The sequence below is a fragment of the Winogradskyella sp. genome (genome assembly GCF_016744625.1).
Taxonomy (GTDB): Bacteria; Bacteroidota; Bacteroidia; order Flavobacteriales; family Flavobacteriaceae; genus Winogradskyella.
In genome coordinates, this window is the sequence record NZ_JADGDZ010000093.1 from 1 (window position 1) to 13,160 (window position 13,160).

At 31.7% G+C, this 13,160-nt stretch carries 13 protein-coding genes; 3 read left to right on the plus strand and 10 right to left on the minus strand.

What is annotated here, in order from left to right; all coding sequences use genetic code 11:
* Positions 1–300: 300 nt before the first annotated feature.
* Positions 301–1,503 (minus strand): M14 family metallopeptidase, encoded by a 1,203-nt coding sequence (locus tag QZZ53_RS14670; protein ID WP_296386046.1) that lies wholly within the window; start codon positions 1,501–1,503, stop codon positions 301–303.
* 247 nt (positions 1,504–1,750) lie between these two features.
* On the opposite strand from QZZ53_RS14670, the gene QZZ53_RS14675 reads away from it, so the two are divergent.
* The 3 genes from QZZ53_RS14675 to QZZ53_RS14685 are packed head-to-tail and all read left to right on the plus strand — an operon-like array spanning position 1,751 to position 3,338.
* Complete coding sequence (locus tag QZZ53_RS14675; protein WP_296386047.1) at positions 1,751–2,119, plus strand: helix-turn-helix transcriptional regulator; 369 nt, start codon at positions 1,751–1,753, stop codon at positions 2,117–2,119.
* 41 nt (positions 2,120–2,160) lie between these two features.
* Positions 2,161–2,547, plus strand: a complete 387-nt coding sequence (locus tag QZZ53_RS14680) for a hypothetical protein (RefSeq protein WP_296386049.1) — start codon at positions 2,161–2,163, stop codon at positions 2,545–2,547.
* Positions 2,548–2,552: 5 nt separating this feature from the next.
* Positions 2,553–3,338 (plus strand): TerC family protein, encoded by a 786-nt coding sequence (locus QZZ53_RS14685; protein ID WP_296386051.1) that lies wholly within the window; start codon positions 2,553–2,555, stop codon positions 3,336–3,338.
* Positions 3,339–3,363: 25 nt separating this feature from the next.
* Here the strand turns inward: QZZ53_RS14685 and QZZ53_RS14690 are convergent, their stop codons facing one another.
* The 9 genes from QZZ53_RS14690 to QZZ53_RS14730 form a co-directional block, all read right to left on the minus strand.
* The gene (locus tag QZZ53_RS14690; protein ID WP_296386054.1) at positions 3,364–3,834 is read right to left on the minus strand and encodes a hypothetical protein; all 471 of its coding nucleotides are present in this window, start codon (positions 3,832–3,834) and stop codon (positions 3,364–3,366) included.
* 24 nt (positions 3,835–3,858) lie between these two features.
* A complete protein-coding gene (locus tag QZZ53_RS14695; RefSeq protein WP_296386056.1) occupies positions 3,859–6,537 on the minus strand; it encodes a DNA gyrase/topoisomerase IV subunit A in 2,679 nt (892 codons plus the stop codon).
* Positions 6,538–6,540: 3 nt separating this feature from the next.
* Entirely contained in the window at positions 6,541–7,014 is a 474-nt protein-coding gene (locus tag QZZ53_RS14700) for a hypothetical protein (RefSeq protein ID WP_296386059.1), read from the minus strand.
* Positions 7,011–8,870, minus strand: a complete 1,860-nt coding sequence (locus tag QZZ53_RS14705; protein WP_296386061.1) for a DNA topoisomerase IV subunit B — start codon at positions 8,868–8,870, stop codon at positions 7,011–7,013. The genes QZZ53_RS14700 and QZZ53_RS14705 overlap by 4 nt, the downstream gene beginning before the upstream one ends.
* A gap of 162 nt (positions 8,871–9,032) precedes the next feature.
* Positions 9,033–9,929, minus strand: a complete 897-nt coding sequence (locus QZZ53_RS14710) for a DMT family transporter (protein WP_296386063.1) — start codon at positions 9,927–9,929, stop codon at positions 9,033–9,035.
* 44 nt (positions 9,930–9,973) lie between these two features.
* Entirely contained in the window at positions 9,974–10,450 is a 477-nt protein-coding gene (locus QZZ53_RS14715) for an SRPBCC family protein (protein WP_296386065.1), read from the minus strand.
* A 75-nt stretch (positions 10,451–10,525) separates the two neighbouring features.
* Positions 10,526–11,620, minus strand: coding sequence for a redox-regulated ATPase YchF (ychF, locus tag QZZ53_RS14720; RefSeq protein WP_296386067.1), 1,095 nt, complete (start codon positions 11,618–11,620; stop codon positions 10,526–10,528).
* 161 nt (positions 11,621–11,781) lie between these two features.
* Positions 11,782–12,441 (minus strand): hypothetical protein, encoded by a 660-nt coding sequence (locus QZZ53_RS14725; protein WP_296386069.1) that lies wholly within the window; start codon positions 12,439–12,441, stop codon positions 11,782–11,784.
* 4 nt (positions 12,442–12,445) lie between these two features.
* A complete protein-coding gene (locus tag QZZ53_RS14730; RefSeq protein ID WP_296386071.1) occupies positions 12,446–12,955 on the minus strand; it encodes a sigma-70 family RNA polymerase sigma factor in 510 nt (169 codons plus the stop codon).
* Positions 12,956–13,160: the final 205 nt, after the last annotated feature.

The following is a 13,160-nucleotide window of genomic DNA, read 5'->3' on the forward strand; positions in this document are numbered from 1 at the left end:
GTGTTGGAGTTGTTAGTATAATTTTTAAGAAAACGAATAGCGAGCACTTCGCTATTCGTTTTCTTTTTATCAAATCATTTAATAATTCCGAATCTTCTCCTCAATCGAAGTAGTCGAATACCCTTTTTTAAATGCTAAACTTTTCACCTCTCCTCCATTTTTCAAAACAATATCAGACCCAACAATTTGTTCAGGTTTCCAATCTCCACCTTTAACCAAGATTTGTGGTTTTACCGAAACGAGGTATGGGATAAAAATAGAAGATTTTTATTGACAATTATGTATTTTGATTGAATAATTTTAAATAAAAGGTGATATTTTCGTATTATTCACTAATACGAAATCGTTTTCGTAACCTGCTTTCAGTTCAGAATTTTCAGCATTCATTACTAAACTACCTTTAGCATCAATTTCTTTATGTCCATTAAAATGATCTAATTTTGAAATTACTTCTACTACTGGTACAAATTCTATCATATTAGATTTTAAAGTTTCCTTATACTGAATGGCGATATCAGTAAGTTCTGAACCTGAGTCTATAACTCTTCCATTTCTTATAATGATATCATAAAACGATTTAGAATTTTTAGGAATTTTGAAATAGTCATTATAGTGTGAAACATCTACACCTTTTGAAATAACCTCTAAACCTTTCATAATAGCAATAAACATCAAACGCCTTACTTCCTCCCTATTATAATCATTAGGATAATGACCTGCTTCATATAATAATGTTGGCACTCCAAAATTTTGAAACGTATCACCAACACAATTCAAATTGAAGCCATCATCATACCTACCAACACCGTTAGGTATTTCTTCTTGCAATACACTATTAATTTCAGCAATCACAGACATAGCAGCTTTTCTGTTTGCAGTTAAAGATCGCTTGTCATCCTGTGAAGGCGACAAAAAAGACAATGTCGCAGAAACACCTAAATCACCAACACCAAATATAGTACGCTGTCCATGCAGGTTAAAACAATAGTCTGGTTGAAAGCTATCATAAATAGTTCGTAATGCTCTACTTTCTGGCTGAGATAAGTCTTGTGCATCTCTATTTAAATCTATTTCATTAACATTAATACGTGTATATCGCTCTGCACCATCTGGATTTAAAATAGGAATAACACATAACGTACAAGCTTCTAAAATTGAATTAGGTATTACATTATTGGTTTCAAAAAGATTAAAACAATCAAAAAGAGCCTTTGTTGTCGTAGATTCGTTACCATGCATTTGAGACCAAAGTAATATCTTAATTGGCCCATGCCCAAATTCTAAACTATATATAGGACGATTTTCTACAGAATATCCAATCGTAGAGATTAAAGATTGAGGGAATTTTTTTAAACATTTTTCTATGTGAGAATTGGTAATATAACGACCAAATAATTCAGGTGTTTTAACCAAAGAATATATACTATTTAAATGTTCTAATGTCATTACAAGGTTTAATTGATTTACAAATGTAATCATTTGATAATTTACAATTGTAAACATGGTTTTGTTGCAAAATTGTTACAATGTTACACATTAAGTGTCGTCGCAGCTCTAAGACGACTGATTGATATTGAAAATAATTCAATGAATTAAAATAATACATATTAAAATACTACATTTCAGTTATTTAAAACACTTTATCGAATTAAAAGTTTAATGCTTAAAAATATAATTACGATTAAATATCAACTATATCCATACGATTGTTTACTTTTGTAACGTTATTATCACAGAACAACTGTTTACAATGATAAACTCAAGTGAATTTACAGAACGACTACAAAAAGTCATTGATTTCTATAGTGAAACAGCGTCAAGTTTTGCTGAAAAAATTGGTGTACAACGCTCTAGTATTTCACACATTTTAAGTGGCAGAAATAAGCCGAGTTTAGATTTTGTAATGAAGGTACTTCACTCCTATCCAGAAGTTGAATTGTATTGGTTAATGAATGGTAAAGGAGAATTTCCTAGTCAGGCTAAAATTTCAATATCACCAAACTCAAATCTGACTAAGACTCCATTGGCTCCAAAAACCACTATACCTGAATCTAATTCAGAAATTGAAAAAATTGTCATCTTTTATAAAGATGGCACTTTTAAGAGTTATAACTCTTAAATTTCACTTCGCTATTTATTATCTTTGCCCAAAGATTAAAAATGAAAGCCCTATTTTCTATTTTACTATTGCTTTTAATGACAAGTTGCTATGAAGTTGAGCGTAATTGTTCAGATTTCAAAACTGGTACGTTCGAATTCAATTATACGATTGATGGTATTGAAAAAACAGGCCGATTCATTAGAACAGAAACCTTAAATATCGATTATTACGAAGGGAGAGTTGACTCTTCTTCAGTACGTTGGATTAATGATTGTGAGTTTATCCTAAAAAAACTCCATCCAAAGCGTATGGCAGAGCAAGATGCTATACATATGAAAATACTCTCGACAACAAGTAATTCTTATACGTTTGAATATAAACTCGCAGTTAAAAAAACCAATAAACCCATTCATGTAGAAAAAGGTATTGCGAAAAAGATTAATTAATTTTTATGCTAGATTTTTTATTGACTTCAGATGCTATTATGGCATTAATTACCTTAACCTTTTTAGAAATTATTCTAGGCATAGATAATATTGTTTTTATATCTATCGCAGCAAACAAACTCCCAGAGCATCAACGCAATAAAGCCACTAATATTGGTCTTATTCTCGCTATGGTTCAACGTATAGTTTTATTATTCTTTGTGTCTTTTTTAATTGGTCTTAGCGAACCATTCTATAATTATGAATCGAGTTGGTTAAACGTTGCGATTAGTTGGCAAGCTATTATTTTATTTGCTGGAGGCTTATTTTTAATTTATAAAAGCACATCTGAGATTAGAGAAAAAGTTGAAAACCCTTCACATGATGAAGATGGAGTGAAATCTAAAATTATTAAGTCACTATCTCAAGCAATAACACAAATATTAATCATTGATTTTATTTTCTCTATAGATTCGATACTTACTGCTGTTGGTATGACTAATGGCTTGCATCCAAACACCAATTACACACTCGTTTTAATGATTATTGCTGTAATGATTTCTATCGCAGTAATGATAGGGTTCGCCAATCCAATTAGAAAGTTTATAGATCGAAATCCTAGTATGCAAATTCTAGGTTTATCATTTTTAATTCTAATAGGTTTTATGCTTATTACAGAATCAGCACACTTATCTCACACTGAATTCTTCGGAAATACTGTAGGAGCAATACCAAAAGGTTATTTATACTTTGCTATTGCGTTCTCTTTATTTGTGGAATTTTTGAATTACAGAACCAAGAAGAAGAGTTAAACAGATTGCATATAGTACTAGTCTCTTACTTCAAAGAATTAGGCTTAATCTCAAAATTACTATTCAGATGAAATTTCCAATCATCAGTAAATTCCATGTATTTTGCCCCATCTATTGTAGTTAGAATCATTCCCTCAACACTTGCCATATAAAATTCCCCCCAAGAATTAATAAAATCTACCGTCTTTATCTTTACTATTGGGTCATTCCAATCTAGCCAAGTATATAGAAATTCATATTTTGACAAATCGCTTTTACCCAACCAATCTGTTATTTCAGATTCGTTATCAACATAATCAAAAAAGAACTGATAATGATTTCCCGTTTTATTCCAATCAATAGTTGAATGGTCAATATCCCAACAATTCCCATTGTTACTTACTCCTAAATCAGTCAAGAATTTATTAAACTTACTATCCTTTCCGTCTTTTCCTGTTGATTCTATAAAAGTCAGATGCTGGTGTAGAAAATGTTTTTTGTTAGTAAAAATCGTCATTTCATTTTTTCAACTTAATCTCAACTAAAACAAAGTCACCTGTCCTTGATCATCAATATCTAAATCCTCATCATTACTATCATCATTAGAAGGTGTTTTAGCTTGCGGTTTATCTTCTGAGGAACTTGCAGATTCAACAGTGTTAGAAACTGTTTCTTCATCTACCACTTCTAATTCGTCTGCATGGATTTCTTCTGGTGCTTCATAAGGCAACGACTCTAATAAGCTAACCTGATTGATTTTATCCTTAGTCAGCTGATTTCCTTGAGCAGATATGCCTTTTATAGCAATAAACTCTTCAAGATTAACTTCCATATTTGGCTTACGGTCTTTACCTCGTTCTTTAGTAAACTCTACATCTGCCAATGGTCTCCAATCAGTTGATACAATCTCTAATTGCGAATCTGCATGACCCGAAATAAAAGACTCCTCTTTGCCTTCTTGGTCAATTAAGAATCGCTTTACATAATAGCGCTCTTTATCACCATCATAATAGATTGCAGAAATTGGTTTTTTAGGAATCCATTTCTCTAATACAATCATATCGTTATCAAAGTGCGTGGTCAATTCTGGAATAATTGTTTTCACGATACCAGACTGTGTAATAATTAACAATCGATCTTCACCTCTAAATTCACCAATCAGCTCACCTCTATCATCGACATTAAGGCGTTGAACCGTATCATCGAACCAAATTTTACGAGGCTTTAAGGTTGAAACTCCTTTTTCTTTAAGTTCTACTCGTTTTATAGAATGTTTTGTAACCTGATTACCCTTAGAAGCTCTACCCTTAATAAGAATATCAGCAAAGTTTAAGTCCCATTTTAGCTTCTTTACACTACCAACTTGTCGTAACATTATAGTTACCACCTCAGCTTCACCATTAGGATTTGCAGAAAAATACCATAAAGCAGAACCCTTGTTTCCATTGGTTAAATCGTACTCGCGATCTCTTGTCATACTTGTAACAGCAAAACGTTTGACGTAAGATGGACCACCTTTACCATCGCGATAAATCATATTATAGACAGTACGTTTGTCTTTTTTCTTAAACACAGCTACATGAATAATACTTTTACCTATAAAGGTTTTAGAATCTACTTTTGTTACCATCATTTTACCTTCCTTGGTAAATACGATGATATCATCTATATCACTACAATCACCAACATACTCATCGCGACGCAAAGAAGTACCAACAAAGCCTTCTTCCCTATTGACGTAAAGTTTTGTATTTCTAATTACAACTTTAGTAGCATCAACATCCTCAAAGATTCTAATTTCGGTTTTACGCTCTTTACCTTCACCATATTCTTTCTTCAATCTTTCAAAATATGCAATAGCATAATCAATAAGATTAGCTAAGTGATGCTTCACTTCTGCTATTTGATCTTCTAAAGCATCCAACTTTTGTTGTGCCTTATCAATATCGAATTTAGAAATACGTTTAATTCTAATTTCAGTTAAACGTGTAATATCTTCAACTGTAACTGCACGTTTTAGATGTTTTATATGTGGTTGAAGACCTTTATCTATAGCATTTATAACACCTTCCCATGTTTCTTCTTCTTCAATATCTCGATAAATCCTATTTTCAATAAAGATTCGCTCTAATGAAGCAAAATGCCATTGCTCTTGAAACTCACCTAATCTAATCTCTAATTCACTTTTTAAAAGCTCAACCGTGTTGTCCGTAGAACGACGTAACATCTCAGTAACTCCAACAAAATAAGGCTTGTTATCTTCAATAACACAACCTAATGGTGAAATAGACGTTTCACAACTCGTGAACGCATATAAAGCATCTATCGTCTTATCTGGAGATAAACCAGATGGTAAATGAATTAAAATTTCTACCTCAGCTGCTGTATTATCTTCAATCTTTTTAATCTTAATCTTACCTTTGTCATTGGCTTTTAAGATAGAATCTATCAATGATGACGTTGTCGTAGCAAAAGGAATTTCGGTAATCACTAAACTATTCTTATCGCGTTGCGAAATCTTTGCTCTCACACGTACTTTTCCACCACGTAAACCATCATTATAATTGGTGAAATCTGCAATACCAGCAGTTGGAAAATCTGGCAATATGGTAAAACGTTTTCCTTTAAGATGTTTTATAGAAGCATCTATAAGTTCAATAAAATTGTGAGGTAATATTTTTGTGGATAAACCTACTGCAATCCCTTCTCCACCTTGTGCTAAAAGCAAAGGAAACATTACTGGTAAATTTATAGGCTCTTTTCGTCTTCCATCATAAGAGGCTTGCCATTGGGTGATTTTTGGATTATAGACAACATCTAGCCCAAATTTAGAAATACGTGCTTCTATATATCTTGAAGCTGCTGCTCTATCTCCTGTTAAAATATTTCCCCAGTTTCCTTGTGTGTCTATCAATAAATCTTTCTGACCTATCTGAACCATCGCATCAGCAATACTCGCATCACCATGTGGATGATATTGCATTGTGTGACCAACAATGTTTGCAACCTTGTTGTAGCGACCATCATCTAAATCTTTCATAGAATGCATTATACGACGTTGTACTGGTTTAAACCCATCTTCAATTGCAGGTACAGCACGTTCTAAGATTACATAAGATGCGTAATCTAAAAACCAATCTTTATACATTCCGGTAACCTTAGTAATGGTTTCTTGATTACCGCTGTCTTCACTTAACAACTCTTCATGTTCTTCTGACATCTACTATGCTTGTTTTTTCTTTCGATTTTCTTTCACCATTTTATTTAAAGATTGCTTCACATACTTTAAGTTCTTTCGCTTAACAAGTGTTATATTAAAGCGTTCTTTCGTTTGCCTACCTTCATAATTTTTAATCAATAAGACCAAAGATTTATAAATGATGTAATTTTTTATTTTAAATCCTACAAGTTGATTTCTGGTAAATTCGAGTTTATTTTGTCTGTAATTGATGTATTCCGTTAAGATTAAACCTTTGTTAATCACAGTTATTTTATTTCCATCACTATCATATTCAAAATAGCCAGCAATAGAATGAAATAATACAAGTGCTATAAAAAGTCCTAAAAACACAAAGAATGTACTATCAACAAACATATCTAAAGACTTAAAAACTGTTGCCAATAAAATCCCAAAAACTATCAATACAAAGTAGATAGAAATAACAGTGTTTTTTACTTTTCTATTGTCAGTTCTCATATAGCGTCTTCAACAATATCAAGTTCAACCTTAAGATTATTAATAATAAACTCCTGACGTGTAGGTGTATTTTTTCCCATATAGAAAGACAATAACTCTTCAATGGACATATCCTTATCTAACATAACAGGATCTAAGCGAATATCATCACCAATAAAATGCACAAATTCATCTGGTGAAATTTCACCTAACCCTTTAAATCGAGTGATCTCTGGCTTTGGTTTTAATTTATCCATAGCATCTCGTCGCTCTTGTTCAGAATAGCAATAAATCGTTTCCTTTTTATTACGAACTCTAAATAATGGTGTTTGCAATATATATAAGTGTCCTTCTTTTATCACTTCTGGAAAAAACTGCAAGAAGAATGTAATTAACAATAACCTAATGTGCATTCCATCCACATCAGCATCTGTTGCAATCACAACATTATTATAACGTAAGTCTTCTAGTGATTCTTCAATATTTAAAGCGGCTTGTAATAGATTGAATTCTTCATTCTCATAAACAATCTTTTTACTTAAACCATAACAATTTAATGGTTTACCCTTCAAACTAAAAACCGCTTGTGTGTTGACATCACGCGATTTTGTTATACTTCCAGAAGCTGAATCTCCCTCTGTTATAAACAAAGTCGTTTCTAGGTTTCTTTCATTTTTTGTATCACCAAAGTGTACTCGGCAATCACGTAATTTCTTGTTATGAAGACTTGCTTTCTTTGCTCTGTCTTTGGCTAACTTTCTAATACCAGATAATTCCTTACGTTCGCGTTCTGCTTGAAGAATTTTTCGTTGGATTTTTTCTGCCGTATCAGGATTCTTATGTAAGAAGTTATCTAAATACTTTTTTACAAAATCGTTGATGTATGTTCTAACAGTAGGCAAATTACCTCCCATATCTGTAGAACCTAACTTCGTTTTTGTCTGACTTTCAAATACAGGCTCCATCACTTTTATAGCAATCGCAGTAACAACTGATTTTCTAATATCTGATGCCTCGTAACTTTTACCATAAAACTCTCTAACCGTTTTAACAATAGATTCTCTGTATGCTGCTAAGTGTGTTCCTCCTTGTGTTGTGTTCTGTCCATTAACAAACGAATGGTATTCTTCGCTATACTGTGTTTTACTATGAGTTAATGCAATTTCAATATCATCCCCTTTAAGATGAATGATAGAATATAACATATCTGACTCGTTAATATTTTCAGATAGTAAATCTTTTAAACCATTTTCACTAAAATATTTTTCACCATTAAAAACTATCGTTAATCCAGGATTTAGATACACATAGTTTTTAAGCATCTTAACGATATACTCGTTTCTGTACTTGTATTTTTTGAAGATAATTTCATCTGGAATAAAACTAACCTTAGTTCCTTTTCTTCGCGATGTATCATCTAATAATTCCTGATTGGTAAGATTTCCTTGTTCAAATTCTGCAGATGCAGATTTATTATCTCTTGTAGATTCTACTCTAAAATAGGATGACAATGCATTAACCGCTTTTGTACCTACACCATTTAAACCAACAGATTTTTTAAAAGCTTTAGAATCGTACTTTCCACCAGTATTCATCTTAGACACAACATCCACAACTTTCCCTAAAGGAATACCACGACCATAATCTCTAACGATAACACGTTCTCCTTGTACAGAGATTTCAATCGTCTTACCAGCTCCCATCACATACTCATCAATAGAATTATCTAAAACTTCTTTAAGTAAGATATAGATGCCATCATCTGGAGACGAGCCGTCACCTAACTTTCCGATGTACATACCAGGACGCATTCGGATGTGTTCTTTCCAATCGAGTGAGCGTATGTTATCTTCTGTATAGTTAGACTGTTCTGCCATAGAGTTTAGGACGTAATTTTGTTGGAACGCTAATATAAGACTATACCTTAAAAAATGAAATACAGATTTGGTAAAGTAATTAACAATAATGGGTTGAAAATGTTGAGAACATTGGTATTCAACACATATTGTCTATAAATAACTAATGAAGTCTATAAATCTCTATTTTTCTTTACTTTTTGAAACCAATAAAATTCCTAAAATCACAATTATAGTTCCGACCATTTGCAAAGCAGTTAAGCTTTCATTTAAGAAGATAACAGCAAGAACAATTGTTGAAATTGGACCGATACCAGCAACAACGGCGAAGTTTGATGAATCTATCATTTTAATAGAGATAGACACTAAAAACGATGGAATTACAGTTGCAAAAACCGCAATTGCTAATCCAAGCACATAGACTTGCCAAGGAAAATTAAAAATATCTACTTTAGAGAAGATTCCAAAATGTATAAATACACAAACACAAGATACAAGCATTGCATAGGATGTAAATCGCATCACACCAAATTTTGGAATTAACCAACCACTACCAACTAAATACGATGCGTAAGTTATTGCACTAAGTAACACGAAAAACCCTCCCAAATAAGCACTATTACCAGAAACAGACACTTCACTTCCAAAAGTGATTAGAATACCAACGTACGTAATTAGTATTGCAAGTTTTTGCTTATTAGTGATTTCCTTTTTAAGAAACCATTTATTGAATAACAATACAATCGTAGGATAAATAAAAAGTATAATGCGTTCTAAACTCGCTTTAATATAGGTTAGACCTACAAAGTCTAAATAACTTGCTAAATAATAACCTACAAACCCCAAAAAGATAAGCCAAAGATATGCTCTCTTCTGTGTGACTTCTTTCCTTTCATTTCTGTAGGCAAAAGCGATTGCAATGTAAAATGGAAACGCAAACAACATTCTTAACAACAATATGCTCAATGCATCGATGTTATATTGATATGCCAATTTTACCATTACAGCCTTAGAGGAAAACAAAACAATGCCTATAATCCCAATTAAAATGCCGTAAATGAACGTTTGCCTAGATTTCATGTGATGAAATTAAAGCAGTTTGTCTTTGTCTGAAAATTGGAAATTCAAGAATTACGATGTTCAAGCATGGTAATTTCTTCTGCTTTGATTTTTAGATACCCATTTCTAGTCTCTAGTAAATTCTTCATATATCGCTTTAGAAAAAGAAAGTTTGCCAATTTCCCAAGAATACCAAAAGGTGATTGAAAATGGAATTTATCAATCATTAACGTTGAGTCATTTACCTTTTGAAAAATATGCTCGTGCTTAAAGGATTTAAAAGCACCAGAAACCATTTCATCTACAAAATAAGTTGGACTTTTAAATTCAGTGATTTTTGAAGTAAGCTTTTGCTTAATTCCAAAATGGGTAGCTTCCCAAGTAACAGATTCGTCTAATTCAATTAAACCAGAGGTTTTACCTGCAATTGCTTTTTCATTAGAATGTGCCATTGACACTTTATGAAAATCAACATTACGTGCTAAATCAAAACAGGTTTTTAAATCTGTTTTAATTATGGTTTTGATTTCTATAATTGGCATTTAATTAATATTATGAGATTGCCACATCCTTCGTCCTCGCAATGACAGTAAAATTTGTGCTTCGAAAAACCTTAACTACACATTAAACAAGAAATGCATTACATCTCCATCCTTAACAATATAGTTCTTCCCTTCTACTCGCATTTTACCAGCTTCTTTTACTTTAGCTTCACTTCCGAATTCTACGTAGTCATTGTAAGCGATTACTTCTGCTCTAATAAAACCTTTTTCGAAATCGGTATGAATTACTCCTGCAGCTTGTGGTCCTGTAGCTCCAATATTAACAGTCCAAGCTCTTACCTCTTTTACACCAGCAGTGAAGTACGTTTGTTGATTAAGTAGTTTGTATGCAGAACGAATTAACTTCGCTGAACCGGGTTCTTCTAAACCTATATCTTGCAAGAACATTTGACGCTCTTCGTAATCGTCTAACTCATTAATATCTGCCTCTGTACCTACTGCTAAAACTAAAACCTCTGCGTTTTCGTCTTTTACAGCGTCGCGTACTTTTTCTACGTAGTCATTACCCGTTGTTGCTGCACCTTCATCTACGTTACACACATACATTACAGGCTTGTCTGTAATAAACTGAGATGGCTTTACGTAGTCTGCATAATCCTCTTCAGAGAATTCTAATGCTCTTACTGAAACACCAGCTTCTAAACTTTCTTTTATTTTATCGAGAACCGCTTCTTCTTTCTGCGCTTCTTTATTACCTGTCTTTGCTGCACGCTTAACTTTGTCTAGCTTCTTTTCAGCTGTTTCTAAATCCTTAAGCTGCAATTCCATGTCAATGGTTTCTTTGTCTCTTATAGGATTGATATTACCATCAACGTGGATAATATTAGGATCATCAAAACAACGTAGTACATGTAAGATAGCATCAGTTTCTCTAATATTGGCCAAGAACTGATTTCCTAAACCTTCACCTTTAGATGCACCTTTTACTAAACCAGCAATATCAACGATTTCTACGGTTGCAGGCAATACCTTTTCTGGGTTGACCAATTCTTCTAATTTCTGTAATCTTGGATCTGGTACATTGACCACACCAATATTAGGTTCTATAGTACAAAACGGAAAGTTGGCACTTTGCGCTTTAGCATTAGATAAACAGTTAAATAAGGTTGACTTTCCTACGTTTGGTAATCCTACAATTCCAGCTTTCATGTAATATTATTTTTGCGAGTGCAAATGTAGTTAATTAGTAGAATAGTTGAATTAAAAGTTTTTGAAATATATAGAGATGTAAATTCGCGTTGCGTTTAACGGTATTGGCTCTTCGTTTTTTCTTTAAAAAGATGATTCTACTTTGATAAAATAAATGATATTTATCTTTCGAACTCCTCAATATCTTTTAAAAATTCTAAAGCTTTCATTGTTTTTGTTCCAACAAAGAATCCTATAGTTTTTCTTACCCATTTAACATTTAAGTTTTTATAAGTTAATTTATTTAAAAACCAAACCATTGGAATGATTAATAATGAATTAATTATTAGATATTTTAAAACAAAATTAGAATCCATATTATTATATAAATCAATGTTGAATAAATAATCACTTCCAACAACAACATAAGACCACCATATTGGCGTTGACAGAAACATTAATTTTATAAATAACAGTCCGTGTGTATTTACTAATTCAATCTTTTTTCTAATATCAACTGTAGGTTTAGCAAAGTCAATTTGTTGTAATAGAGTAACTTGTCCAATACTACCTGATAAGGCAATTAATGTGAAAACACCAACAATAATTCCACTCATAGCTAAATGTGTTTGACTCCAATTTCTTGCAATGTAATTCCCTATAAAGATTGCGAGTAAAGAAAAAATTACAATTTCAATAATTCTGTATTTAAGAATACTTTGTGTGCTTCTTTCTGATTTGTCTAAATTGATACTTTTTAAAGACGCTACATTTAAACTTAATTTTTCATCTAGTTTAGTATCGTAAGCTGCTAATATTTTTTTTAATTCTCTTGCTTCCATAATTCTATATATTTTGAAATTCTTTTTTTAATTTTAATTTAATTCTACTAATTTTTGTGGCGACATTAGTTTTAGTAATACCAAGTATTTCTGAAATTTCCTCATAACTTTTCTCTTCTAAATACAATAGCATTAGTGCTTTGTTTAGTTCGTTTAAATTATGAATGAATTCTTGTAATAACTTTAGATGATAATTTAATTCTGTTTGCTCTTCATTAGTATCTTCTTCTATTTTGAAAATAGATTCTTCATTGTAAAAATCATTTTTCATAGACCACTTTTTTTCTTTTCTATAAAAAGAGATCGCAACGTTTAAAGCAATACGATACATCCAAGTTGAATATTTATAATCGCTATTATAATTATCAAACGAATTCCATAAATGGATAATAATCTCTTGTTCTAAATCTTTTCTATCTTCTTTATTTTGGCAATAAGAGTTCACAATTTTATAGATGATTTTTTTATACTCATCTATAGTTTTTATGAAATGTTCTTTTTTATTTACCATCATTTGTAAGTGATTTTACTTTTGTGATTTATAATTATTTATTCATTGTGAAACTAAATCTCTTTGTTTAATATATTATTCGCAATGCAGATTAAAAAATCACACTTTTTTAGAAAAAATTATAAATAATAAGAAAAAGTAGTGATTATAGTTCCTAGAATTAAACTAGAAATACCTTCTTTTAATGATAAACGTCTTTGGTTGATAG